22 protein-coding genes are annotated in these 24,746 nt (G+C 51.8%); 8 read left to right on the top strand and 14 right to left on the bottom strand.

What is annotated here, in order from left to right; genetic code table 11:
- The first annotated feature begins 343 nt into the window (after window positions 1–343).
- Window positions 344–1,129 (top strand): SDR family oxidoreductase, encoded by a 786-nt coding sequence (locus ACNT1W_RS14565; RefSeq protein ID WP_012145190.1) that lies wholly within the window; start codon window positions 344–346, stop codon window positions 1,127–1,129.
- Between the two features lie 68 nt (window positions 1,130–1,197).
- The gene (locus ACNT1W_RS14560) at window positions 1,198–2,652 is read left to right on the top strand and encodes an FAD-binding oxidoreductase (protein ID WP_012145189.1); all 1,455 of its coding nucleotides are present in this window, start codon (window positions 1,198–1,200) and stop codon (window positions 2,650–2,652) included.
- Window positions 2,653–2,686: 34 nt separating this feature from the next.
- Here ACNT1W_RS14560 and ACNT1W_RS14555 read toward each other — a convergent pair whose 3' ends face one another.
- The gene (locus tag ACNT1W_RS14555; protein WP_012145188.1) at window positions 2,687–3,463 is read right to left on the bottom strand and encodes an NAD(P)H-dependent oxidoreductase; all 777 of its coding nucleotides are present in this window, start codon (window positions 3,461–3,463) and stop codon (window positions 2,687–2,689) included.
- Between the two features lie 86 nt (window positions 3,464–3,549).
- Here ACNT1W_RS14555 and ACNT1W_RS14550 point away from each other — a divergent pair, with 86 nt between their 5' ends.
- A complete protein-coding gene (locus ACNT1W_RS14550) occupies window positions 3,550–4,446 on the top strand; it encodes a LysR family transcriptional regulator (protein ID WP_012145187.1) in 897 nt (298 codons plus the stop codon).
- Between the two features lie 3 nt (window positions 4,447–4,449).
- Here ACNT1W_RS14550 and tehA read toward each other — a convergent pair whose 3' ends face one another.
- From tehA to ACNT1W_RS14535, 3 genes are all read right to left on the bottom strand, one after another.
- Window positions 4,450–5,433, bottom strand: a complete 984-nt coding sequence (gene tehA, locus ACNT1W_RS14545; protein WP_419245766.1) for a dicarboxylate transporter/tellurite-resistance protein TehA — start codon at window positions 5,431–5,433, stop codon at window positions 4,450–4,452.
- A 146-nt stretch (window positions 5,434–5,579) separates the two neighbouring features.
- The gene (locus ACNT1W_RS14540; protein WP_012145185.1) at window positions 5,580–6,593 is read right to left on the bottom strand and encodes an alpha/beta hydrolase; all 1,014 of its coding nucleotides are present in this window, start codon (window positions 6,591–6,593) and stop codon (window positions 5,580–5,582) included.
- 25 nt (window positions 6,594–6,618) lie between these two features.
- The gene (locus ACNT1W_RS14535) at window positions 6,619–7,815 is read right to left on the bottom strand and encodes an MFS transporter (RefSeq protein WP_419245765.1); all 1,197 of its coding nucleotides are present in this window, start codon (window positions 7,813–7,815) and stop codon (window positions 6,619–6,621) included.
- A gap of 231 nt (window positions 7,816–8,046) precedes the next feature.
- On the opposite strand from ACNT1W_RS14535, the gene ACNT1W_RS14530 reads away from it, so the two are divergent.
- The gene (locus ACNT1W_RS14530; RefSeq protein WP_017892867.1) at window positions 8,047–8,934 is read left to right on the top strand and encodes a LysR family transcriptional regulator; all 888 of its coding nucleotides are present in this window, start codon (window positions 8,047–8,049) and stop codon (window positions 8,932–8,934) included.
- A 75-nt stretch (window positions 8,935–9,009) separates the two neighbouring features.
- Here the strand turns inward: ACNT1W_RS14530 and ACNT1W_RS14525 are convergent, their stop codons facing one another.
- The 3 genes from ACNT1W_RS14525 to dsdC all read right to left on the bottom strand — a co-directional run bounded on the left by ACNT1W_RS14525 (window position 9,010) and on the right by dsdC (window position 13,009).
- Window positions 9,010–11,067 carry a TonB-dependent copper receptor gene (locus tag ACNT1W_RS14525; protein WP_329909344.1) on the bottom strand — a complete coding sequence of 686 codons (2,058 nt, stop codon included), beginning with the start codon at window positions 11,065–11,067 and terminating at the stop codon, window positions 9,010–9,012.
- A 243-nt stretch (window positions 11,068–11,310) separates the two neighbouring features.
- On the bottom strand, window positions 11,311–11,709 hold the full coding sequence (locus ACNT1W_RS14520; protein WP_232020787.1) for a DUF2946 domain-containing protein: 399 nt from the start codon (window positions 11,707–11,709) through the stop codon (window positions 11,311–11,313).
- 364 nt (window positions 11,710–12,073) lie between these two features.
- On the bottom strand, window positions 12,074–13,009 hold the full coding sequence (dsdC, locus tag ACNT1W_RS14515; protein ID WP_017892864.1) for a DNA-binding transcriptional regulator DsdC: 936 nt from the start codon (window positions 13,007–13,009) through the stop codon (window positions 12,074–12,076).
- Between the two features lie 206 nt (window positions 13,010–13,215).
- Between dsdC and dsdX the strand changes: the two genes are divergently transcribed.
- Complete coding sequence (dsdX, locus tag ACNT1W_RS14510; protein ID WP_261128830.1) at window positions 13,216–14,553, top strand: D-serine transporter DsdX; 1,338 nt, start codon at window positions 13,216–13,218, stop codon at window positions 14,551–14,553.
- A gap of 52 nt (window positions 14,554–14,605) precedes the next feature.
- Here dsdX and ACNT1W_RS14505 read toward each other — a convergent pair whose 3' ends face one another.
- Window positions 14,606–15,661: an NAD(P)/FAD-dependent oxidoreductase gene (locus ACNT1W_RS14505; protein WP_419245764.1), complete on the bottom strand. Its 1,056-nt coding sequence runs from the start codon at window positions 15,659–15,661 to the stop codon at window positions 14,606–14,608.
- A 149-nt stretch (window positions 15,662–15,810) separates the two neighbouring features.
- Here ACNT1W_RS14505 and ACNT1W_RS14500 point away from each other — a divergent pair, with 149 nt between their 5' ends.
- The gene (locus ACNT1W_RS14500) at window positions 15,811–16,251 is read left to right on the top strand and encodes an NUDIX hydrolase (RefSeq protein ID WP_419245763.1); all 441 of its coding nucleotides are present in this window, start codon (window positions 15,811–15,813) and stop codon (window positions 16,249–16,251) included.
- Between the two features lie 248 nt (window positions 16,252–16,499).
- Here the strand turns inward: ACNT1W_RS14500 and ACNT1W_RS14495 are convergent, their stop codons facing one another.
- The 5 genes from ACNT1W_RS14495 to ACNT1W_RS14475 form a co-directional block, all read right to left on the bottom strand.
- Entirely contained in the window at window positions 16,500–16,889 is a 390-nt protein-coding gene (locus ACNT1W_RS14495; RefSeq protein ID WP_419245762.1) for a DUF4440 domain-containing protein, read from the bottom strand.
- Window positions 16,890–17,134: 245 nt separating this feature from the next.
- Window positions 17,135–17,659 carry a GlcG/HbpS family heme-binding protein gene (locus ACNT1W_RS14490; protein WP_012145174.1) on the bottom strand — a complete coding sequence of 175 codons (525 nt, stop codon included), beginning with the start codon at window positions 17,657–17,659 and terminating at the stop codon, window positions 17,135–17,137.
- Between the two features lie 372 nt (window positions 17,660–18,031).
- The gene (locus tag ACNT1W_RS14485; protein ID WP_012145173.1) at window positions 18,032–18,349 is read right to left on the bottom strand and encodes a cupin domain-containing protein; all 318 of its coding nucleotides are present in this window, start codon (window positions 18,347–18,349) and stop codon (window positions 18,032–18,034) included.
- A gap of 121 nt (window positions 18,350–18,470) precedes the next feature.
- A complete protein-coding gene (locus ACNT1W_RS14480; RefSeq protein WP_419245761.1) occupies window positions 18,471–19,445 on the bottom strand; it encodes a Dyp-type peroxidase in 975 nt (324 codons plus the stop codon).
- Window positions 19,446–19,617: 172 nt separating this feature from the next.
- Complete coding sequence (locus ACNT1W_RS14475) at window positions 19,618–21,111, bottom strand: PAS domain S-box protein (RefSeq protein WP_012145171.1); 1,494 nt, start codon at window positions 21,109–21,111, stop codon at window positions 19,618–19,620.
- Window positions 21,112–21,349: 238 nt separating this feature from the next.
- Between ACNT1W_RS14475 and ACNT1W_RS14470 the strand changes: the two genes are divergently transcribed.
- On the top strand, window positions 21,350–22,324 hold the full coding sequence (locus ACNT1W_RS14470; protein ID WP_329909365.1) for a hypothetical protein: 975 nt from the start codon (window positions 21,350–21,352) through the stop codon (window positions 22,322–22,324).
- A gap of 2 nt (window positions 22,325–22,326) precedes the next feature.
- Window positions 22,327–22,560 (top strand): hypothetical protein, encoded by a 234-nt coding sequence (locus ACNT1W_RS14465; protein ID WP_017892857.1) that lies wholly within the window; start codon window positions 22,327–22,329, stop codon window positions 22,558–22,560.
- Window positions 22,561–22,634: 74 nt separating this feature from the next.
- Here ACNT1W_RS14465 and flhA read toward each other — a convergent pair whose 3' ends face one another.
- Window positions 22,635–24,701 (bottom strand): formate hydrogenlyase transcriptional activator FlhA, encoded by a 2,067-nt coding sequence (gene flhA / locus ACNT1W_RS14460; protein ID WP_419245760.1) that lies wholly within the window; start codon window positions 24,699–24,701, stop codon window positions 22,635–22,637.
- Window positions 24,702–24,746 lie beyond the last annotated feature (45 nt).

Raw genomic sequence — 24,746 nt, 5'->3', positions numbered from 1 at the left:
AGCAAGCTCCCCGCATTGCGGGAAGTTACTTTTCTCTTCGGCTCATTCAGTAACTGTATTAACAAATAGCATGGAGCAGAAAACAATAAAAGCGACAGTCATCACAAAATATTAAAATAACAACGACACGGGGGAGTGGGTTAATTTTTAAAATGATGTCGAACACTGTATTTTTAGACATAAAATGATTTTGTGAGGAAAGTCACGGAACAGCATTGGTGCGGCATGTTAGCTTGCTCCTCAGTTACTAGAGCCGATGAGAAAAGTAACTTCTCTGCCCACCCGCAGAGGAGCTTACTTTTCTCATTTTTTTTGCATTTTTTTCAGGTTAAGGAGTTAGTACATGTCACTAGATGCATTGAATGCGTTCTCACTGGATTTCTTTTCGCTGAAGGGCAAGACGGCCATTGTCACCGGTGGCAACAGCGGTCTGGGACAGGCGTTTGCCGTTGCCCTGGCCAAGGCCGGTGCCAACCTGTTTATTCCCAGCTTTGCGATGGATCGCGGCCAAACCCGCGAAATCATTGAACAGCAGGGCGTTCGCGTTGAGTTTATGCAGGTGGATATCACCGAAAAAGGGGCACCGGCAAGGGTCATCGCACAATGTATGGCAGACTTTGGCAGCGTGGATATCCTGGTTAACAACGCAGGGATCTGCAAACTGAACAAGGTGCTGGATTTTGGCCGGGCGGACTGGGATCCGATGATTGACATCAATCTGACCGCTGCTTTTGAAATGAGCTACGAAGCCGCCAAAGTGATGATCCCCAATCAGCAGGGCAAGATCATTAATATCTGCTCGCTTTTCTCATATCTTGGCGGGCAATGGTCCCCGGCCTATTCCGCGACTAAACATGCATTGGCAGGTTTTACCAAAGCTTATTGCGATGAGCTGGGCCAATATAATATTCAGGTCAATGGTATTGCGCCTGGGTATTACGCCACCGATATTACCGCCGAGACACGCAGTAATCCGGAAACCAATCGCCGCGTTCTGGAGCATATTCCAGCCAATCGTTGGGGTGACACTCAGGACTTAATGGGCGCAATGGTATTTCTGGCCAGTAAGGCATCAAATTATGTTAATGGCCACTTGCTGGTGGTCGATGGTGGTTATCTGGTTCGTTAAATAAACGGGGAAACCCGTTTTATCTCAGGAAACAAATTTCATATTCTTATTATCAGGAAGGAATAATCATGTCTTTGCCTCGTGAAGCTATTGTCACTCATTTAAAAGAAATCGTTGGCCCGGCACGGGTTATTACTGATGAAGAAGTACTGAAAAAAAACAGCGTCGATCGTTTCCGGAAATATGCCGATATCCACGGCGTATTCACCCAGCCGTTACCTGCAGCGGTCGTCAAGCTGGAGAATACCCAACAGGTGGCTGACGTATTGAAGTTTATGAACGAAAATCGCATCAACTGCGTGCCCCGTACCGGCGCGTCAGCCACCGAGGGTGGGCTGGAGACGGTGATAAAAAACTCGGTGGTGCTGGATGGCTCGGGATTGAACCAGGTGGTCAGCATCGATATCCGCAATATGCAGGCCACGGCCCAGTGTGGTGTGCCGCTGGAAGTGCTGGAGAATCAATTGCGCGCTCAGGGTTATACCACCGGGCATTCGCCACAGTCCAAGCCGCTGGCACAAATGGGCGGGCTGGTGGCAACCCGCAGCATCGGCCAACTGTCTACGTTATACGGGGCGATTGAAGATATGGTTGTGGGGTTGGAGGCGGTGTTCCCCAATGGCACCATTACCCGGATCAAAAATGTGCCGCGCCGTGCGGCCGGGCCAGATATTCGCCATGTGATCATCGGCAACGAAGGGGCGCTGTGCTATATCACCGAAGTGACAGTCAAAATTTTCAAATATACGCCGGAAAACAACCTGTTTTATGGCTATACCCTCGACAACATGCAAACCGGTTTCGACATCCTGCGTGAAGTGATGGTCGATGGCTACCGTCCATCCATCGCCCGACTCTATGATGCGGAAGACGGCACTCAGCACTTTACTCATTTTGCCAAAGGGAAATGCGTGCTGATCTTTATGGCTGAAGGAGCCAAAGGCATTGCGCAGGCGACCGGGGCAGGTATTGAGGCGATCGTACAACACCATGCTGAATGCCACAAAGTGGACAGTAAACTGATAGAAGAGTGGTTCAATAATCTGAACTGGGGGCCGGAGAAGGTGGAGGCCGAACGCGTACAGATTATGAAAACCAATAATATGGGATTCACCACCGAGGTCTCTGGCGACTGGGCGAGTATCAATACCATCTATGAAAACGTGATCCAGCGGATACGTGCCGAATTCCCGCATGTCGCGGACATCACCATGCTGGGCGGCCACTCTTCCCACAGCTATATCAATGGCACCAATATGTACTTCGTTTACGATTACAACGTGGTGGGCTGCAAGCCAGAGGAAGAGATCGACAAGTACCACAATCCGTTGAACAAGATTATCGTTGAGGAAACGCTGAAGCAGGGAGGCTCTATGGTGCATCACCATGGTATCGGCAAGCATCGTACCCACTGGACCAAGGACGAGCACGGCAGCGCCTATTATATCCTGAAGGCGTTGAAAGAGGTCTACGATCCCAACGGCATTATGAACACCGGCACCATTTATCCGCTAGAGAAGTAATCTTGCAACTGGCCCGGTAAACCGGGCCTTATCGTTATTCTATATGTGCACCAAAACCACCCCGGCCGGGGGCAATATCGGGTTTCAGGGTTAATGCCGGGATCTCGTATTCGCCCGCATTTTGTCGGCGGAAAGGGATTGGTGCGGTATGCGCCAGGTCGTCCAGCCGTTGCCCCAGGGCGTCACCGATCTCGGTAAAACGTGTTTCATCCATTCGGCCGGTACGATAGATGACAAAGGGGGGGAGCACCTCGAAACCGGGGTAATGCAGGATGCCATGCTGGATAGGGAACAGGATGTCATCGATCGGGCCATTGATACCCCTCGCAGCGTAATGAGATTCCCAACCACCGGTGGTAACAATCAGCATTGCCCGTTTCCCCGCCAGGGTGCCTTCGCCATAACGATCACCCCAGCGTGAGTCAGAGTGTTCCCCGACGCCATAGGCAAATCCGTAGGCATAGACGCGTTCAACCCAGCCTTTAAGGATTGCCGGCATGGAAAACCACCACAGGGGAAACTGCAAAATGACCGTATCCGCCCAGCGTAGTTTTTCCTGCTCCAGCTCAATGTCCTGGCTCTGTAACCCGTTGGCAAAGGCATGCTGGGAATCGAGTGAGGGATCAAAGCGTGATCCTAGCGGGGGAACCCTGCTGTCATTGGCATCGAGCGTGGCTTTCCATTGCATGGCATACAGATCGGAAACCTGTACCTGGTGCCCAGCAGCTTTCAAACGTTGGACCGATAAATCCTTAAGGGAGCCATTTAAAGACTGCGGTTCAGGGTGAGCATAGACCAGTAAAACATTCATAGCGTGACCTCCATTAGTTGATGGAAGTCAGGGTAGGCGCTTATCAGGTATACTAGAAATGAATTTCTAATATTACAGGTATTACCATGAATAATATCAGGCGCCTGGATCTCAATTTGTTGGTGACGTTGGACACCTTGCTGGCCGAGCACAATGTGACCCGGACGGCACAGCGATTAAACCTGTCGCAGCCTGCGGTCAGTGTGCATCTTGCCAAACTCAGGGACATCTTTCACGACCCTTTGTTGATGCCGGGACCACGCGGGATGCGACCGACTGCGCGTGGTGACGAATTACGTGAACCACTGCGGCTGGCACTCGAGGCGTTGGAGCTTGCGGTATCACCATCAGAACCTTTTGATCCCAGAGTGGCCGATAATACCTGGCGTGTGGCGGCATTCGACTACGGTGAGTCGACCATCGTTCAACCGGCGCTGATGGGGTTGCGGGCTGCGGCACCGCACAGCCGCCTGGCAGTGATAGAAACCGTGCCCTCACGCATTGCCAAACAGGCCGAGCAGGGCGAGATAGACCTGGCCTTTCATACTCGTGAAGGTTCACCGCCCAACTTGCGTCAGCGCATTTTGTTTAGTGAACGCTATGTGCTGGTCGGGCGTGCGGGGCACCCTGGCTTGCAAAACCCGCCGTCGCTGGCCCAGTTTTGCGAGTTGGAACATGTGATGGTATCACCGGACGGCGGAGGGTTTTTCGGCATCACCGACAAGGTACTGGCAGAAGCCGGTTTAACCCGGCGAGTGGTGCTTTCCGTACCACATTTTCTGTTTGTGATGTCGGTGCTGGCAAATTCAGATCTGGTGGCGATGTTGCCATCGCGGCTGGTACGTAACAACAATGCGCTGCAGGTGGTTGAACCGCCGCTTCAAGTGCCTGGGTTCGAAATGACCATGTTGTGGCATGAGCGTTCCCATCGTGATCCGGCACATCAATGGCTACGTGAGCATATTGTTGCCTCGGTTGGCTGAAGTTCAGGGATGCCTGCTGTATTTCAGTAATTTACCTTGAAGCAACAACATCAGCGTACGCACAAACAGCAGGCCAATCAGCACGTTGCTGAAGACAAAAAGAGGTAATGCAAGCGCAGACAATATTCCTTCCTGGCTTGCATGCCCCAGATGCAGCGCGGTGGTCGCCAGGGCAGAAAGTCCGAATGAGAAGCTCCAGAACGAGACATTGAAGGGACCTTTCAGATACCAGGGAAGCAGACGCACGATAAACAACAGTTGCAGCAGGCCGTAGCCGAAAAGCATTTTGGCCAGTACGTCCGCGTCCCCCCCATTAATCGCCAGCCAGGCGCTGCAGGCCACCAGAGCCGGGGCCAACTGGATCCCGAGGGAAAGACGAACCGGTGTTGGCATTTCACCCTGGCTACGCAACCGCTGCAAAATGGACGGCTCCAGACTCAGCCAGGAAAGGATCCCCGCCCCCAGAAACAGCAGGCCCAGATCCTGATAACCTAATGCACCGCAGGCCATGCAGCTGATAAAGTTGTTGGCGACCGTTGGCAAATAGAGCCCGGGCGTGGTGGCTTCAGCAGGATGAGCCCCGCGCCACAAACCGGCACTTTGCCAGGCGGCATAGCTCAGTTGTGCCACGGCCCCCAGGGTGAATATCGCAACGGCCAGTGAACGCCACCAGGGCACCACACCAATGGCGACCAGGATGGTGGTGGCCGGGAGCAAACTGACATAACTGCTCATCAGTGGATGCTCTATTTCTGCTTTCACGCTGTGGGGAAAACGCAGTAGGCGGTATAAAAATGCGCAGGCCAGCAAAAACCAAATGCCGATGGCGGTGACGATCAGCGCCTCGCCAATCATTGAGGAGACGGGCAGGATAGTGGCGGCATAACGCCAACCAAAACCCGAGCCAATGATACCCAATACCATGCCAAAGTAGCCGGCAGGCAAATCGAGGAAACGCGGTGCATCGTTTAAAATAGGTTTATTCATTTTGTTTATTTTTTAAAATATATTTTAAGCGATCTTAGCGAGTTTGGGGTGGGGAAGCAATAATACTTAGGGAGTGAGAACAGGCTCAAAAGGGGCTTTGCCAGGGGGCAAAATTAGCCACATCCCTGAGGATGCGGCATAAAAGGTTATTTCAGGTTGGTTTTAAAGAACGACGTCAGCTTGGCAAAAGGGATCAGGTCGGTACGGTCGTACAGATCGACATGGCCTGCGCCTGGGACGATGTACAACTCTTTCGGTTGTCCGGCACCTTGGTAAGCATCTTCGCTAAATTCTTTCGAATGCGCCTGACTGCCGGTGATGAACAGCATCGGGCGTGGCGAGATCGTTTCAATATCATTGAACGGGTAGAAGTTCATAAACTTCCCAATGCTGCTCAACATGGGTTTGGTCGTCAGTTCTTCTTGCTCGCCTTTTGGCGTGTAGCCGCCACGCGATGTACGGTAAAAATCGAAGAATTCTCTCTGAATCGCAGATGTTGAATCATCCAGTTGGTTCACGGTCCCTGGGATATAGGCGATATCACCGCCTTTAGACTCAACAAAGCGCTGTTCGGTAGCCGATTTAATCAAGGCTTTACGCTGTTCTGACGTAACCGAATGATGAAGACCATTACGGAAAACAGACCCCATGTCATACATGCTGACAGTGGCAATGGCTTTCATTCTCGGGTCAATTTTGGCCGCACTGATGACAAAGCTCCCGCTACCGCAGATACCCAACACGCCAATTTTCTCCGCATCCACGTAAGGCTGAGTACTCAGATAATCGACGGCAGCACTAAAGTCATCCGCGTAAATTTCCGGAGAAATCAGATGACCGGGTTTGCCATCGCTCTCACCCCAGAAGGACAGATCAATTGCCAGCGTCACAAACCCTTGTTCCGCCAGTTTCTGAGCATATAAGTTTGAACTTTGTTCTTTTACCGCCCCCATAGGATGACCAACAACGATAGCCGGGTTTTTAGCGTTCTGCTCCATTCCTTTCGGCATAAACAGGTTGCCGACCACATTCATCTGGTACTGGTTTTTAAAGGTCACCTTTTGTTGGGTGACTTTATTGCTTTGGTAAAAGTTATCTGCTCCGTTAGACATATCGGCTCCTGTGGCAGCAAACGAGCTGATTAACAGCCCCAATAACATGGTTAATGTTCTCACTGAATAATCCTCAATTGGTTTGGTAGAGATCTTTACGTGACGTCCATAAAGTCAGGGCAGCCGCGATCACTAATAAAACGATGCTGATGGTGAAAGTGCTTTGATAACCGCTATGGTCAAATGCGAAACCACCGAGGGTGGAACCCAGTGCGATTGACAGTTGCACTATGGCAACCATCAACCCACCGCCGGCTTCCGCATCATCAGGCAATGTTCTGGCGATCCAGGTCCACCAACCGGTCGGAGCAGCCGTAGCGAACAACCCCCATAAACCCAGCAGCAGTGTGACAATCCAGACGCTGTGGCCAAAAGCGATCAGCGCTCCGGCTATGGCAGCCATCAGCAATGGGATGGCGATCAACGTCAGATAGAAGGTGGATTTCAAGAAAATGCCAATCAGCAAAGTACCGATAAAGCCCGCAACCCCGATGGTCAGCAAAATGAGCGACAGCGTGGTGATATCCACCCGTGTTACCGTTTCAAGAAACGGACGCAAATAGGTAAACAAAGAAAACTGGCCCATAAAGAACAATCCACAGGCGGCAAGGCCAAGGGTCACCAACGGATTGGCAAAAAGGCGAAATACAGTGCCGCTACGCTTGGCGTTTTTATCCGTAGTCATGGCCGGCAAGCTGAACAACTGCCAAATAAAAGCAATTATCGCGACCGGCACAATGCAAAAGAATGCGCCACGCCAGCCGATGACAGAACCCAGATAACTCCCCAATGGAGCGGCTATAACAGTGGCCAGCGCATTGCCCCCATTAAAAATAGCCAGTGCGCGAGGTACCCGATGCTGCGGAACCAGGCGAATAGCCGTGGCAGCCGATAGTGACCAGAAGCCACCAATAGCAATTCCAATCAGGGCTCGGCCAGCCATGTAAATAAAATAGCTGGGCGCTAACGCTATGATGGCTCCGGAAAGCGCCATCAAAGCCGTCATACCCAACAGCAAGATTTTGCGATTCGCAGCCCCAGCCAGCGTAGAAATGGAGAGACTCGTCAATACGGCAAAAAGTCCGGAAATAGCGATCCCCTGACCAACCAGTCCCTCACTCACGGCCAGGTCCGCGGATATTGGTGTCAGTAGGCTGACTGGCATAAATTCCGAAGCAATTAAGGTGAAGACGCACAATGTCATGGCGAATACGCCGCTCCAATACGCGCGCTCATTGTGAAGTGGTGTGTCACTCGACGATCTGGGCATAAACTGCTGACTCCGAATAATCCCCGCCTGTGTTTAGGCAAGCCGGGGCCGTACGCTATTGGCAGGAATAACGTCAGAAAAGGTGAATGAAAGATGAAATGGCAACGGCGTTTATCCGCCATCGCTTAAGAAACTCTTGCTGAAAATTTTACATGCAGGGTGCAAAATAACTAGCTAATGAATACTTAATGACTTTATAACCAATGCTTATTAATAGGGTGGCTAGACCAGATGAAACGCAACCTGAATGACCTGCTTTATTTTGTTACGGTCGCACGTGAAAGCAGCTTTACCCGCGCGGCGGCACAATTGGGCGTCACTCAGCCGGCTCTGAGCCAGGCGATTTCCGCACTTGAAGAACGGATGCAAATTCGCCTGCTGACGCGTACCACCCGTAGTGTGTCACCGACTTCCGCTGGAGAACGATTGTTACTGGCTATAGGCAATCGTATCGATGAGATTGAAGCCGAACTGGATATGCTGACGGAGCTGCGCGATAAGCCGGCGGGTAGGGTCCGCATCACCTGCGGGCCAGACGTTTTACACAGCACGCTGTTGCCAAAGCTGGCGCCCCTGTTGCGAGAGTATCCGGACATAAATATCGAATTCGACGCCAATCATGGTTTCCGCGACATTGTGGCAGACCGTTTTGATGCGGGCGTTCGGCTGGGTGACACCATTGATAAAGACATGATAGCCGTTCCGATTGGCCCCAAATTACGCATGGCTGCAGTGGCAGCACCGGACTACTTTTCACGTTACCCGATCCCCAATACCCCCCACGAATTGACGCAACACCTGTGCATAAATCAGCGAATGGTCAGGTCTGGCGGGCTGTATGTCTGGGATTTTGATCAGGATGGTGGGGATCTTAATGTGCGCGTCAGCGGACAACTCATTTTCAATACTTCTGTACATATTGTTGATGCCGCGCTTGCAGGGCTGGGGATTGCATTTTTGCCAGAAGAAGAATTTGGAAAGCATATTGAAGACGGGCGTCTGATTCGCGTACTGGAGCCATGGTGTAAGCCGTTTCCTGGCTACTACTTGTATTATCCCAGTCGTAAACAGCCTTCCCCAGCTTTCTCATTGGTTGTTGAAGCGCTTCGGGTAGGGTGAAAATGCAGACCCGCCCAAGTCACTTGGGCAAAAATCTTTGCCGGGCGATGATAATCACCACCCGGCTCTGTTTAGTTAGAAGGTGACGTTGACCTTGGCCCAGAGGGTGCGCCCTGGCTCATTTACCGAAGTATTCGATGAATAACCGAAGGTGCTGTTGCCTGCCAGATTGAGATGCTCGCTGTAGGTTTTGTTGAAGATGTTATCCAGGCCGGTGCTGAGTTTGACCTGCGGAGTGACCTTGTAGGCCACATTGGCGGAAAGCACGCCAAAGCCCGGACTGTCGGCAAAGTCTTTACCCACCACGTTACCCTGATTGATCGCCACACGGTGCTGGCTACTGACCAGACGCCAAAGGCCGGTGCTGCTCCAGTCGCCACGTTCGTAGGTTAAACCAAAGCGTGCTTCCAGCGGCGGTATTTGCGGCAGTGGCTGGTGGTCAGTGGTGTTTTTACCCCAGGCATAGGCCAGGCTGGCATCGGTTTTCCAGTGCTCGGCAAGTTGGTAACCCATGCCCATTTCACCGCCCATAATCGTGGCGTTCACGTTATCGGCCTGACTGATACGAGCATGGTGTGGATCGTATTTGAACAGGATAAAGTCATTCACATGACCCAGGTATGCGGACACCCAGCTGTTAAAGCGTTTATCGGTGTATTGAGCGCCGATATCGATTTGCGTGGTCTTTTCACTTTTCACGCTATCAAACGGGCTTTTACTGCCGTTCGGCCCCAAAGTCGGGGAGAACAGTTCCCAGTAGTCAGGGAAGCGTTCGGTATAGCCAATCCCGGCGTAAACCATCAGCGGCATGCCGGCAAGCGTATGCTCAATGCGCGTAAAACCGCTAGGCAAGGTATCGGAACGTTCACGCTCATTAGCCGATTGATAGTTATCCACCAGGCTGCGATCGAGGCGTGCACCGCTGATCACCTTGCTTTGTTCGGTCGCGGTCCAGGTCAGCTCGCCAAAAGCACCGTAGTTATGAAATTGCGCATCTTTCTGCCAGCCGTCACCCTGTCTATTGCGGTGAGTGTTGGTTTGCGTATCCATACCGCTTTCCAACTTGAAATCTTGCCATAGCCAGGTACCCATGACGCGCCCGCCGACGGTGCGGCGATCCAGTTGCATCGTCATCCCCATATTCATATGACCCATGCCCATATGTCCCATCGCCATGCCACCCTGACCGGGGGAGCGAAGGGTGACGTTATCCATAATATGGTTGGCGTAGTTGTAATAAACCTGAGCTTCAAGTTTATCCAGCACCTCACCAATGTTGGATTTTTCAAACCGCATGCCCAGACTTTCACGCTTGAACTGTGAACCGTCCATGCTGCGCCCGGCATAACGAGCCTCACCATTACCCCGGCCCATGGTCACTTCCAACAGAGTATCGCTGTCTGGCGTCCAGCCCAGCGCCAAATCACCATTCCATTTATCCCAGCGTGATGGTACGCGGTCGCCATTGCCATCCTTATAGTCGTTGGAGCGCGATTTGTTGCCCATCAGGCGTAAATAGCCTTGTTCGCCCCCCAGACTGGCATCGATATTTTCATCCCAGCGACCGTTAGAACCGGCCAATACGCTGGCATTGCCCTTGATGCCGGGCTGTTCAAAGCGCGGACGCTCACGTTCGAAACGTACTGTTCCCGCTGAGGAACCTGGCCCCCAGAGCACCGTCTGCGGGCCTTTGGTGATGGTCAGCAGATCATAACTTTCCGGCGAGATATAGGAAGTAGGGGCGTCCATCCTTGCCGGACAGGCACCCAACATTTCGCCGCCGTCGGTCAGAATTTTCAGTCGTGAGCCAAACATGCCGCGAAACACCGGATCGCCATTGGTGCCGCCGTTACGGATTTGCGAGAAGCCTGGAATGGTTTTCAGATAATCAGAACCATCGCTGGCCGGCACCGGCTGACGCGGTGTTTTAGGGGACGTCACTATGGTCATCGGTGAATAGAGTGGCGCAGTCACGGTAATGACGTCACCGTCGTTGGTTTTGACGGCAACATCATGCTGATGCTGTTCTGCGGCATGGCCGTTAAAGGCCACCAGAGCAAACAAAGGCATCGCCGCAGTAATATGCAGTGACAGAGGGTGTTTTTTATAATTTTTTGTTTTACCGAACATCATCGTTCCTTAATGCAAATTTTGACGCTAAACGTATTTTCACATCACGACCGGTTATTATTTAGACGCAGTGATGCCCGGAGCATCATGCCGCCGTAAATAGAGGGTCGTTCTCGCCATGACGGATTAATAACGCCAGTCGAGTTGCGATAAATAATGATCTGCAGCAGTAAATTTGACAGGCGTGCGTCAACCTCCTGATTGAATTATCTCAACAGGAATAATTTGGCTGCAGTCTATTAACTTTTAAATCAGAGGAAGTGATGCTGGTGGTGCGCGAGGTTGTGACTCGGAGTAGGTCAGATGGGCGAATAACGGGAAGATATAATGCGCTGGTGGAGCACGGGACAGCAACGAACCAGACCAGAACAACGGCGAATAGGCCAGGTCCAACAACGGCACATGGATCAGCAGCACACAGTAACCGCAGGCGCTGTCATCCATCATCATCGCCATATTGTGGCTGCCGGTCTGCATGCCCATTGGCATACCGGGTTGGCTGGCCTTACCGCTCGGTGCTGACGGTGGCGGATGATGCATATGCGTCGACATATCCATACCGCAGTCTGCCATACTGGCGGTTTCAGACTGCCCGACGCGCGCATGCTCCAGCGATCGGGAGATCACCGGGGCAATGAACAACATCAGGATCGCAAAAATCCCCAGACAGGCGGGGAGACGGCTTCGCGATGTGGCAGTCCTAATTAACGACACATATATCCTAAAAATAGTGCGAAATTAACGGACTGAATTGTACTGTTTTATCTGACAAATGTTAAAACATTTTATCCGGGGTTAGCCTATTGATAAAGTGAATTGCCGTTTGCCTCACAATCTCAACCAATTTAACCATTGGGATATATCTTGGTTCTGACGGAAAATAATACCGGCAGTAAAGAAGTGGTTATATCTCGAACATCGCATTCCTGTCGAAAATATCATCCCCGACAACAAAGACGATTAAGTGATATTACCTGCCCACATCCGCATTTCTGTTAGAGACTGATGCTTACACAGGGAGTTCCCCCAGGTTTTTTAACCAAGCAATGAAGGCGTCAATCTTCGGCCACTGGCGGTCGGAAAGTGTCGATACATAGTAGTGCTGGTCACATTTCAGCTCCATTTTCGGGAATGGCGCCACCAGTTCACCGGAGTTAAGCCGTTTGTGGATCAACCGTTTGCGGCCCATAGCCACGCCAACATGATTGATGGCTGCCGTAACGGCCAAATCGGAACGATCAAAACCTATACCCGGAGAGGTATCCAGATTGACACCGAAATGCTGAGCCCAACTGTGCCACTCATCGGTACCGGAATCATAGCTCCAGGCTTGTCGATCGTGGAGCAGGGTGCAGTGGGAGAGGTTGCCGGGAAAGTTGGCCAGCTCAAATTGACTGGCGTACTCCGGGCTGCATACCGGGATGATCGCTTCATCCATCAGGTATTGATAATGAAGCTGCGATGACGGGGTGGCGTCAAAGTAAACCGCCAGATCAATGCCGGCGCGTTGGAAGTTCACATATTCGTTGCCGGTCAGAATAGTCAGATTAATGGCGGGGTATCGGCGTGAGAAATCCGCCAACGCCGGCACGATCCAGCACTGAGCAATGGAGGGGCGGGAGTAAATTGTTAATGAACCTGATAGCGCCTGATTCTTGATATCCAGAATCTCCTGGTTCAGGGTGCCAAGTGAAGATTTTAGCGCCCAAAAAACCCGTTTGCCTTCGGTTGTGAGTTCAACCTTACGGTGAGAGCGGACAAACAGCTGGATACCCAGATTGGCTTCAAGCTGGTTAATATTATGGCTGACGGCGCTGGGGCTGACAGAAAGCTCATCGGCCGCCATGGCGAAAGACTCATGCCGCGCAGCCACTTCAAAGGTAAATAACCGCGATAACTGCCAACCATTCAGTGAGCGATGTGGCCCCGTTAGATTTACCGTCATAATCCCCCCAGAAAATTTAAAAATATCTGCGATTTACACACCAGCTTGGTGAGTAAAGTTGACCTATGTCGCTAAACTGCACCATTTTTTGGCGTAAGTCACTCGTTTGATTCTGTTTCACTCATGTGAGAGCGGATTTTTATCGTTTGTCACCGATCGTCGTTTTCCTGTCCAATGACAGTCAGTTTATGACGGGGGTATGGGCTATGGATTCGCAAGTTTGGGTTGCCGGCACGCTGATCGCCAGTATCGCGATCATCATTTTGACCATCGTGAAGTTTAAGCTTCACCCTTTTTTGGCGTTACTGTTAGCAAGCTTCTTTGTTGGCAGCATGATGGGGATGGGCCCGATTGATATGGTCAATGCCATCGAAAACGGCATCGGCAGTACGCTAGGATTTTTGGCAGCGATCATTGGGCTGGGGACCATTCTGGGGAAAATGATGGAGGTCTCCGGCGCGGCAGAGCGCATTGGTATTGCGTTGCAACGCTGCCGCTGGTTGTCTGTCGACGTGATTATGGTGCTGGTCGGCTTGGTTTGCGGTATCACGCTGTTTGTTGAAGTGGGCGTAGTTCTGTTGATCCCATTGGCTTTCTCCATCGCCAGAAAAACTGGGACTTCATTACTCAAGCTGGCCATTCCTTTGTGTACCGCATTGATGGCGGTGCACTGTGTGGTTCCCCCTCATCCCGCAGCGTTATTTGTAACCAACAAGCTGGGAGCCGATGTGGGCACGGTGATTGTTTATGGCCTGTTCGTCGGGCTGACGGCGTCACTGGTAGGTGGTCCACTGTTCCTGAAATTGCTGGGTAAACGCTTGCCGTTTAAAGCGGTACCGCCTGAGTTCTCCAATCTGGCCGTGCGAGAAGAACATTCACTGCCATCACTGGGAGCAACGCTGTTTACGGTTTTACTGCCCATAGTGCTGATGCTGGTCAAAACGGTCGCTGAGCTGAATCTGAATAAAGAAGGGCGCTTGTTTGCCGCTATGGAGTTTATCGGTAACCCGATCATTGCCATGTTTATTGCTGTATTTGTGGCTTATTACGTTCTGGGGATACGTCGTCACATGGGGATGAGCGCGCTGTTGAGCCATACTGAGTCCGGTTTCTCCTCCATTGCCAATATCTTGTTGATCATCGGGGCCGGCGGAGCATTTAACAGTATTTTGAAGACCAGTGGCCTGGCCGATACCCTGGCGCTGATGCTGTCAAACCTGCATATGCATCCTATCTTGTTAGCCTGGCTGGTCGCGCTTATTCTGCATGCTGCCGTGGGTTCCGCCACCGTAGCCATGATGGGCGCTACGGCGATAGTTGCGCCGATGTTGTCGCTTTATCCCAATGTCAGCCCAGAGATCGTGACCATTGCCATCGGTTCTGGTGCTATTGGCTGCACCATAGTGACGGATTCACTGTTCTGGTTGGTGAAGCAATATTGTGGAGCGACGCTGAATGAAACCTTCAAGTATTACACTACGGCCACCTTTATCGCTTCGGTATTGGCGCTGGGCATGACCTTCCTGCTTTCATACATTATTTGAGTATCTTCATCGGTAATCGTCGCCAGGTGAAGTCCTGCGACGATTGCCGTTATTAAGATTGTTTTGGGTCAGAAGTGATGCGGCGAGGACGATAAATTGCAGGTATTTCCGGGTTATTACCGCTGATCAGCTCTTCACTGACCATTCTGCCCAGGGTAGCCGCACAGGTTACCGCCGGATGCATGACGGCAACATAAACTCCAGGCCTCTCGCCGACAAATCCGATGACCGGACATCCATCTTCCGGCACTGGGCGCTGTCCCACCGATTGGCTCAGTAAGTGCAGCGAAGCTGCGCCGTTCAATCCTGATTTCATCGCTGCCAGGGTCTCAGCGGCGACATTATCGGTATTGCCCGATAGCGGAAAGTCTTCCGCAGCCAAAATATCACCGTTACGGGCATGCCGGGCTTCTACATCATGACCTGAAATCAGGGTGTTAATTAAATGCTTTTCGGTGCCGAACCGTAACAGAATTGCCGGTGACGCCAGGATCGGCAACGGGATCCCAATGGTAGCAAGTAGGGGAGTTATACCTGTTCCGCAGGCCAGGATAACCGCATCCGCATTTAATACGCCCTCCGGGGTTTGGATGCCGATAACATGGTTGCCATTTTGGAGAAAACCGATGACCGGCGTTTGAATTTTCAGCGTAGCGCCCAAGCTACAAGCCTTTTCCAGCAGGGCGTGCGTGGCATCGATGGGGTCGACAGCACCATCATAAACCGCATAATATGCACGCCGTGGCGGGTTGTTAAACGCGGGTTCAAGCCTGGATATCTCGGGTTGTTGAAGCAGGTTTTCATTGGGCTGACTTTCCAGCGATTCATCGTCATAACTTAGTGCGCCAGTCCAATTCACCCAAAGCTCCGGGATTTCTTTTTCCAGTCGCTGCCAATCGGCCACCGATGCGCGGCGAAGAAAAGCATCAGGTGCATCATCACTTACTGTCGTGTGGATCCAGCCAAAAGAGCTGCCGGTAGCGCCAGAAGAAGGTTGGTTTTTATCAATGACCGTCACTTTTATCCCGCGGCTTGCCAAATGATAGGCTATTGATGCACCCATAATTCCCGCACCGATAACAATCATATGTTTCTCTGTGGTACACATCCTGAGTTCCCTGTATACAAACTGGGCTGACTATCCCATAGAATAGCCAAATCTTGCAGAGGTATTTTGGACTTGATAGCAAAGGGAGCTTTTCCCATGATAATGGCCAGGGCTTAGATCTCAGTTTCTCATATAGGGAAGGAAATAAAGTGCGAACGCGACCAGCATCCAGGCTTTTGATTACTGAACCTTCAGGACAGGTTTTGTTGTTTAAATTCACGCACAGCTCTGGCGCGTTGGCGGGACAATCATATTGGGCAACACCAGGCGGCGGTGTTGAACAAGGTGAGTCCTATAAACAAGCGGCTGTTAGAGAGCTACAGGAAGAAACGGGCATTGTGTGCAATGAAGTTGGCCAGTGTGTGGCGCAAAGAAACTTTGAGATGATGTTGACGAATGGCGAGATGGTTGAAGCGCAGGAAAAGTTTTACGTTGTGCGAGTGAGACATCGCGAGATCAACACTGACCGTTGGAGCGGTGAGGAAAAGCGTGTCATCAGCGAGCATCACTGGTGGAGTATCGAAGAGTTAAGAACAACGGATGAGATTGTCTATCCAGAAAACATAGCTGAGATACTCGAGTCGATTTAGCCGTGGAAATTCATCCGGTGGGCTGGCGGCCAACCAACTTAGAGATATCTTGATAAGGCCATGATAAAAGCCAGAAGCTCAGATTCTACGTACAGCTACCATGGTGCGCATAATGTATATTATGTTAAATTGCATTTATGGCCACGCACCGGGCTGTCTATCCTGTCCATAACTCACCTCGCCTTTCTCTTTACCGGTTCTTGTCTGTTCATTGGTGATTGTTGGTTTGTGGCTCAACATCACCTGTGTCAACAATTGGTCGGCGTGCCCTGATGAAAACGCATCTGCCATCGACCGCCATTGTCATTTGCAGATAATAACCAGATCGACGATCGCAATGTACATCGAGTAACGTCACCATCGTCACCCTGTTGAAAACTACGGTACGTCAGCAACACCGCACCTTCGGTAATGATGGCCAGCTTAAACCCTTCGGAAAAAATCGGTGTCTGACCACTTTCGATTTGAAGTGCCGCCAGGGTTTGCAGTTTGTCATAGTAATGCCCTGAACGCCCAATCTCTTCAAAGTCGTCATGCAGCAACTCGCTGACCACCGCGACGTTGTTCCTTGTTGCCGGCAGATGCAGCTTAACTTCCAGGGATTGGATTAATGCTAATAGCTGTGTCGAATCGGTCAAAACGCCCTCCTTTTTTGATCGCGCTACGTGAAATCTGAAAAAAATTGGCAGCATTGCCCCTGCAGAATCCTTCAAAACGCACCATGAAATTTGGCGTTAACGCTTCTGATTTATCGCCCGGTAGCGATTTATTGCTCAGCGTAATGAACGGCCAACCAAATCGTCGGCCCGTTGGGATCGGTCCATTCAACTCTATAGCGGCATTGTGCTGGAATGAAGAATGGATCCTTACAGCCTGGAAGTATTTATTCAGCGAAGCTATCAACGCCGGCCTGAGCAAACTTGGCGTCCAATTCAGGAGTAGCACCACTGATGCCTATGCCCCCAATATGTTTTCCCGCCTTGTTGAATATAGGCAAACCACCTTCTAATAATAACATTCCAGGAATGGATGAGTAGGGATTTCCAGGTAGTTTAGCGCTTCGCTCAGCAAGCACCTTAGAAGAAACTGGGAATTTAGCAGAGGTTAAAGCTTTCAGTTGTGAGACTTCAATACTGCCAACGCTGGTCTCATCCATTCTATTGAAATATTTGAGATTTCCATTATTATCCACAATACTTACAACTATCGAAAAATTTTCCTTTCGTGCTGCATCTTCAGCAGCCAAGGCCATCTTTTTCGCTGTTTGCGAAGTAATGGATAATTGATTCAATGGGCTATCTTTCATTGTTTCCTTACGTTCAACGTTACTTTGAGCCATTGCTAGTCCACAGTTCAATGAGATAATACTGGCTACAAAAAAGGTAAAAAGTTTAAATGGAATTTTCATAATGACCCGTTGGTAAAAGTTTGAAATTTATAATTATTTTACACACCATTCACCTGGAGGGGTGGTTATAGTGTTAACAGTTAAATTAATGTTTGTTTTTCTGGAATTGGTAATATATTGAGTGCAATATAATTCTTCATGAGAAAAATAGCTTTCAACAAATTATTTTCAAGCGCGGATATTTAAACAAATTTACATTAAAGGTGCGTAAGCCTTATTTAATGTATTGTAAATATATTTTTTTAATAAATTGGATATAAATAACAGATCCCCTGCCAGTCATTTCCTCAGATGTTCGTCGGGAAAAACCAGGGGGTTGTTCCGGGGAGCACATCTCAGACGCCCGCCGGAACAATATGCCGTGAACCTTCTCTAGCGGGCCAGTTCCACTCCGTCCAGTTCAGAGATGGCGAGGCAGAATACTTCAGTGATGGCATCCACCGTGTAGGCGGTTTTAGCCGGGATCATCAACATCTCATGAGCCTGTAGAGTCTGATCGCCAATTTTCAGCTCACCCGACAGGACCATCAGTTTGACCCAGCCCGGATGCATTCTGGCTGACTGATGACTGCCAGCATCAAGTTTCAACAGCGCCGTGTGCCCCTGCGCCTCACGTTTCAAGATGTGGTAATACACTCCATCGTAAGGCATTTTCTCGTAGTGCAGTGTCGCCAGTGTTCTTTTATGCATGATAGCTTCCTAGTAATCGGTGATTAGTTGGATCAAGTATCACAATTCCCTAACGGCCTATGGGCCTGTTAATAAATATATAGGACGGATGCCTCATACGCAAAAACTCACTTTTGCGAACTCAATCAGCCAGATCGCTCAAGAACTTCCGTGCAGGAACAAAGAAGTTAACGCCGGCCACGGCCGTGGAGAAATCAAGGATCCGGTCGTGCAGAGGGGCTGGATTGCCAATGAACATACGCTCAAGCATCTTCTCAATCACCCAGAGATGGCGTGAATAGCCGATAAAATAGGTGCCATATTCACCACGCCCCGGTGAGGCAAAGGACATATTATCGCGCAAAATGTCGTGTTCACCCTGCTCGTCCTCAATAGTACACAGAGTCTTATGTGATTTTTGACCCTCTGTCGCATCCGGTAACTCGACGTTATCAAACTTGGTGCGCCCGATAATGGCTTCCTGAGTTTCCACCTTCTGTGCACGCCAGGCGGCCATATTGTGCAAGTATTTTTGTATCACCACATAGCTGCCACCCGCGTAGTCAGGATCCTCATCACCTACGATTGTCGCCTGTGGCAAAGCCAGACCCACCGGATTCGCGGTACCATCGACAAACTCCAGCAGGTCACGCCCGTCGAAATAACGGAATCCCGCAACTTCATCGACAACAGTGATCGAATCGCCAAAGGCTTCCAGCAGGATTTTCTCGAACTCAATGATTAAATCTGTCGCACCTGCGCGCACGTGGTACAGCAAATCGCCGGAGGTGGCCACGGCCGTATGCTTGGCGCCTTTTATTTCCTTAAACGGCGTCAGCTCTTTGGGCGCGGGTTTTCCGCTAAGGCTCTCCCAGACACGATGTGAAATACCGACGTTGCAGGTGAAGCTGACATCGATGGATCGTATCTGGACATTTTTAATCAGATCTTCGGTACTGGCGATCACGGCTCGGGCGGTGGCGAGAGATGCACTATCGTCTTTGATCTTGAGGATAAGAAAGGCGGCTGCGGCCGTCATGGGTGCATCAATGTATTGGGGTTCGGTCTCCAGCGCGCGTTGCGCCAACGACAGTGGTGAAGATGATTCTTGGCTCACGAAAATCTCCCTTAATGGGTGAGTAATCAAGGGTATTTATCTTAGCGTCGAAGACGCCGCATAGCCAAGCTATATCCCTGCGGATGCCATTGACATTGAGTAACAAATTGATTGGCGGGAATAGCAGAAATGCCCGCAAAATGCGGGCGATATCCAGTACATTCGTACCCTGTCATCCCTTTTTAGACTGCCGCTCGCCGGCAAACAACCCCCGCTCTCTGGCCCAGACAATGGCTTCGCTACGGCTGTGTACGTCGAGTTTGGAGTAAACCATCGCCACATGATTGCGCACGGTATTGGGGGCAAGATTGAGTCGCGTGGCGATTTTCTTGTCTGGAAGGCCCTCGCAGATTAACCCCAACACATCGCGCTCACGGGCGGTAAGATCGGTGAAGGAAAATCCGGACAGATTGGGCTTATTGATACTTTTCACATTGGCCAGTTTCTCGAGCAGCGTCTGACTGAACCAGGAAGCGTCCTGCATCACTTCCTCGATGGCGGAAACCAACTCCAGTTCCGAACGTTTGCGCTCGGTAATGTCCATCATGACCAACAGGTAACAGGGGACGTCATGAATACTCACGGCATCAGCAGATACCACGCAGTCGAGCACTTCATTGCCCTTCTTGCGGAGTTTAAGGTCCTGACTTTCTACGTTGCCGGTTTTTCCCAGTAAGCTAAACAAGCGCCGACATTCCCCCTGCCCGTCGATGACATTGATATCCTCGACCCTCTTGCCAATCAGCTCCTCAGCGAGGTAACCGGTGGTCTTCATAAAGGCTTCGTTAATATCCAGCACCTGCTGCTTGTCCGCAGTGCACACCAGCGTGGGAACCGGGCTCAAACGAAAGGACTTGGCGAACCGCTCTTCACTCTCGCGCAGCGCCGACTCGGCCTTACGGCGGGGCTCAAGGTCAGTGAAGGTGAACAGCATGCAATCGACTTCATTAATATCCAGCGGCTGACCGGCGACGATCACCAGTTTGGTTCCTCCGGCCGGCAGTTTTAACTCCGCCTGCATCTGTGGAATGGTTGCCCCTTCGCTCAAGCGCTGCACCGCCAGATCCTTATGTTCCGCTTGCTCCAGCACATCCAGCGCGTAGACCGAGTTACCCATAACCTGATCGCGGCTATAGCCGGTCATATCGAGGAACCCCTGGTTAACCTTGATGTAACGCAGGTCGCTCAGGCTACAGATCACCGCAGGAGCCGGATTGGCATTAAAGGTTTTTTCAAAGCGCTCTTCGGCGCTGGCCCACTCGGTAGCGTCACTCAGTATCAATACCAGCAGCTCGGGCTGCCCTTTGGCGTCAGTGATCGTCAGGCTGCGCAAACGGTGAACCCAGAGAAAATCCGGCTCGCCAACGGGCCGTACCTCGACCAGCACGTCGTTGAATTCCTCGCCAGCAGCCACCCGGTTAAGCGGATATTGCTCTGAGCTCAAAGGATGATTGTTGCGATAACGCAAGGCAAAACGCTCTTCATACTCCTGGGCATTGGCCCCCAACTCACTGAGCCTGGTCAACCCATGCATGCTCAGTGCGGCCTCATTGGCCCACAGAATGGTCCGGTCGACTTCAGTCAGGATCACCCCTTCGGTCAGTCCCGAGATGATCTGTTGTAGTTGGCTACGGTTGGTTTCGCTGGCAAGAACGGACTGGCTCATTATTTCTCCATAAGACAAAAGATCTCAGGCCACCGGGCGGCGATCGGAGCGCCTGACAATGACACGACTTCCCCACCAGCATAGTGCTTAAGTAGTTCATTCGCGGGGTGTGAATGCACTAGTTCCATGGGTGCAAATGAACCGGGACGTTCAGTGGTGCACAGCGGCAGACTGATTCTGTCGGTGCAGCGGAGTGCTGCGCGTACAACCACTTGTCCAGTAAATATAAGGAATAACAATGACCACTGTCTATGAATCCAATCGCCTGGCGTTTAACGTTTCATGGGGCTCAATATTGGCCGGGAGTGCCATGGCGCTGGTGACCTATCTGATATTGAGTGTACTGGGTACTGCTGTCGGCGCATCGGCCGTGGATCCGTTGCACGCAGGCAATCCCCTGAGTGGCTTCGGCGTGGGGACCGGCATCTGGCTGTTCGTCACCACCTTGCTCTCCCTGGCCGCGGGTGCTTTTGTCGCCGGCCGAACGGCCCCCAACCGCGGTGGCTTGCATGGCCTGTTGAGCTGGGCGGTCACAACCTTGCTGACCACCTGGCTGATTATTTCATTGGCGAGCGGCGTGGTCGGTCTGGCCGGCAGTGCGGTTGGCAAGGGGTTGTCTCTGGCGGGTAACGGTGTGGCGGCGGCAGCGCCGGGCATTGGTGACAGCGTTAAACAGCAACTTGATAAAAAAGGCATCAGCCTGGATTGGGATGAGCTGCAAAATCAGTTGGTTACCACGCTCAAGCAAACCGGCAAGGTTGAATTAGACCCGTCTAAACTGCAACAAAAAACCGAGCAGGCCGGTGCGGATGGCAAGCAGTCGGCGACCGATGCGGCTAGCGACCCGGCACAGGCGGCAGCGGAGCTTAAGCAATGGTTCGAGCGCGTTAAGCAATCCGGGGAACCTACCCTGAACGCGGCGGATAAAGACGCGCTGGTGAACATCGTCGCCGCACGTACCGGCAAGAGCCACGCAGAGGCGACCCAAATTGTCGACAATTACGCCCAGGCTTATCAGCAGGCGGTTCAAAAAGTCGAACAACTTAAGGCTGAGGCCGAACAGAAAGCGCGTGAAGCGGCTGACGTTGCGGCCAAACAGGTATCCCGTGCCGCCTGGGGCTCCTTGCTGATGCTGCTGTTGGGTGCTGGCTTGAGTTTTGCTATCGGGCGTATTGCGCTGTCAACACGTCGTACTCTTGTTGTGAGCGAATGAAGATGGACGTTTCCATAAAGCGAGAGCTGTCATCTATCTCATTAAATTATCGTAAAGTCGTGGGGGCTTCAGTACCGGTGCTTACCATCGATTTCTACAATGAAAAAAACGAGCGCTATACCCTGCGTTATAACTTGCCGCCGGACACGCCGGAGCGGACAGAGCGACGGGTGTCTTTACTGCTGCATCTGTTGAGCAAGCAAAAGCCGCTGGAGATCGATAACGCAATAACTTAATTCAAATTAAGTGATCCGCCAGGCCCGAGCCGGATACGCCACCGGACTCGGGCCTTTTAATTCTCTGATGCCAATTACCTGACCGCAATCCCCCACTTTTTCATGCGTGAAAGCAGCGTAGTGCGCTTGATACCCAGGCGCTGCGCGGCACCTCGTGGGCCGGCAACCACACCGTTGGTTTCTTTCAATACGCGGATAATCCGCTCGCGATCGTCCTCACCCGCCTGGACAGGCTCTGCCGAGGGCAAGGGTAAAGCCATCGACGGCACCGGATAGCGCAGCTCCGGCAACTCCAGGTTAAGTACCGTGCCACGCGTCAGCAATACTGCCCGTTCGATGACATTTTCCAGCTCGCGCACATTGCCCGGCCAGGGCATTTGACTCAGCAGGCGCAGCGTCTCCGCCGGAATGCTGTCGATGGTGCGCTTCATCCGACGCGCTATTTTGTAGGTGAGAAACTTCACCAATTGCGGGATGTCTTCCGGCCGTTCACGCAATGGTGGGATGACGATCGGGAACACGTTCAGCCGGTAAAAAAGGTCACTGCGAAACTCCCGGTCGGCCACCATTTGCTGCAGGTCGCGATTGGTGGCGGCAATCAGGCGCACATCCACCGAAATCACCTTGTTGCCGCCTACCCGTTCAAACTCCCTTTCCTGCAGCACTCGTAGCAGTTTAGGCTGCAGTTCCACCGGGATTTCACCCACTTCATCCAGAAACAGCGTTCCTTTATCCGCCAGTTCAAAGCGCCCCATCCGCTGGTTGGTTGCGCCGGTGAAAGAGCCTTTTTCATGACCAAACAGATCGCTTTCCAACAGCCCGGTCGGCATCACCGCACAGTTCATTTTCACCATGCGCTGGTCACGCCGCTCGCTCAGGTTGTGGATAGCGCGGGCGATCAACTCTTTACCGGTGCCGGTTTCGCCGAGGATCAGCACCGAACAGTCGCTTTTCGCCACCATTTCAACCTGTTTAAGCACCGCAGACATCACCACGCTGCGCCCGACAATCTCACCAAAGTCCGGGTTGTTGCCGTTGATTTGCTCGGTCAGATAGAGGTTTTCATGCACCAGGCTCTCTTTGAGGCGGCTGATTTCCTGGTAGGCCAACGCGTTGTCCACCGCGATGGCGATACGCTCGGCGATCTGTTGCAACACCCGCAGATTGGCGGCGTTGAAGTTGTCCGGCTGGCATTGCGCCAGCTTCAATACGCCCAGGGTCTTGTTGCCAAACACCAGCGGCAAGAGGCACAGCGTTTGGATTTGATCCTGCCAGAGATCGAACAGTTGGCGTTCATAAGCCGCCAGACGATCGGAATGCTTCAGATTGAGCAGCAGCATTTCCCCGCTCTGCATCACCTGTTCGGATAAGGTGCCGGCCAGTGCCACGCTGTACTGCTGACGTTCAACCACGTCGTCTTGCAAATAGTGGGTGGAATAGATGGTCACCCGATCGGTTTTATCGACGCATAGCACCATGCTGATGGCATCGATCTTGAAAAAACGGTGGATCTCGGTAGATATTTCGCCAATCAAATCATCCAGATCGAGTTTCGATAACACTGCGTTGGTGACGTCGACCAAAACGCGGTAATCGTCACGCTCATGGCATAACTGACGTTGGCGGTTTTCCGCCTGCTCACGCAACCTGATCTGTTCCACCGCCAGCGCAACCAATTCCATCAGGGTCTGCAACTGCACCAGACTGGCATCACTGAAGGGTTGCGAACTACTGCGTAACAGTTCACAACCGCCGATCAGGCTACCGCCTGCGTGCAGCGGCATCAGGCAATATTGGTTAAACGGCAGATACAGCGCCAGGGCGTTGATTTGCGGATAACGCGCATGCAGATCTTCGCTCTGCCAGCGCTGCGGCAACGGGCTTTGTCGCAGTCGGCTCACCGGCCCATTGGCCAGCAAAGTCTCATCCTGATAGATGACCGGCTGCCGCTGTGCATCCAGCCCATGAAAGCTGACCCGCTCACTGTGCAAATCAAACAACACCAGCGTCACATGGTCTGCCAGTTGCTGACGTTGCAGCACCTGGCGCAGTTGCCGTAACAAATCGCCGAAGCTGTGTTGACTGAGCAGCGTGCGGGTCGTTTCCAGTAATTCTTGTTTTTCTAATTGAGCATTCGACATTGTTTATCACTTGCCTGAGTCGCGATGATGATTTTAGTGAGTCAC

The organism is Serratia sp. NFX21, assembly GCF_048517035.1.
Classification (GTDB): Bacteria; Pseudomonadota; Gammaproteobacteria; order Enterobacterales; family Enterobacteriaceae; genus Serratia; species Serratia quinivorans.
This window is presented reverse-complemented; position numbering and strand designations above follow the sequence as displayed.

Bases quoted from the DNA above. Each gene is read 5' to 3' on its own strand.
- ACNT1W_RS14565 (WP_012145190.1), top strand. From the start codon at position 344: ATGTCACTAGATGCATTGAATGCGTTCTCACTGGATTTCTTTTCGCTG.
- ACNT1W_RS14560 (WP_012145189.1), top strand. From the start codon at position 1,198: ATGTCTTTGCCTCGTGAAGCTATTGTCACTCATTTAAAAGAAATCGTT.
- ACNT1W_RS14555 (WP_012145188.1), bottom strand. From the start codon at position 3,463: ATGAATGTTTTACTGGTCTATGCTCACCCTGAACCGCAGTCTTTAAAT.
- ACNT1W_RS14550 (WP_012145187.1), top strand. From the start codon at position 3,550: ATGAATAATATCAGGCGCCTGGATCTCAATTTGTTGGTGACGTTGGAC.
- tehA (WP_419245766.1), bottom strand. From the start codon at position 5,433: ATGAATAAACCTATTTTAAACGATGCACCGCGTTTCCTCGATTTGCCT.
- ACNT1W_RS14540 (WP_012145185.1), bottom strand. From the start codon at position 6,593: ATGTTATTGGGGCTGTTAATCAGCTCGTTTGCTGCCACAGGAGCCGAT.
- ACNT1W_RS14535 (WP_419245765.1), bottom strand. From the start codon at position 7,815: ATGCCCAGATCGTCGAGTGACACACCACTTCACAATGAGCGCGCGTAT.
- ACNT1W_RS14530 (WP_017892867.1), top strand. From the start codon at position 8,047: ATGAAACGCAACCTGAATGACCTGCTTTATTTTGTTACGGTCGCACGT.
- ACNT1W_RS14525 (WP_329909344.1), bottom strand. From the start codon at position 11,067: ATGATGTTCGGTAAAACAAAAAATTATAAAAAACACCCTCTGTCACTG.
- ACNT1W_RS14520 (WP_232020787.1), bottom strand. From the start codon at position 11,709: ATGTTGTTCATTGCCCCGGTGATCTCCCGATCGCTGGAGCATGCGCGC.
- dsdC (WP_017892864.1), bottom strand. From the start codon at position 13,009: ATGACGGTAAATCTAACGGGGCCACATCGCTCACTGAATGGTTGGCAG.
- dsdX (WP_261128830.1), top strand. From the start codon at position 13,216: ATGGATTCGCAAGTTTGGGTTGCCGGCACGCTGATCGCCAGTATCGCG.
- ACNT1W_RS14505 (WP_419245764.1), bottom strand. From the start codon at position 15,661: ATGTGTACCACAGAGAAACATATGATTGTTATCGGTGCGGGAATTATG.
- ACNT1W_RS14490 (WP_012145174.1), bottom strand. From the start codon at position 17,659: ATGAAAATTCCATTTAAACTTTTTACCTTTTTTGTAGCCAGTATTATC.
- ACNT1W_RS14485 (WP_012145173.1), bottom strand. From the start codon at position 18,349: ATGCATAAAAGAACACTGGCGACACTGCACTACGAGAAAATGCCTTAC.
- ACNT1W_RS14475 (WP_012145171.1), bottom strand. From the start codon at position 21,111: ATGAGCCAGTCCGTTCTTGCCAGCGAAACCAACCGTAGCCAACTACAA.
- ACNT1W_RS14470 (WP_329909365.1), top strand. From the start codon at position 21,350: ATGACCACTGTCTATGAATCCAATCGCCTGGCGTTTAACGTTTCATGG.
- ACNT1W_RS14465 (WP_017892857.1), top strand. From the start codon at position 22,327: ATGGACGTTTCCATAAAGCGAGAGCTGTCATCTATCTCATTAAATTAT.
- flhA (WP_419245760.1), bottom strand. From the start codon at position 24,701: ATGTCGAATGCTCAATTAGAAAAACAAGAATTACTGGAAACGACCCGC.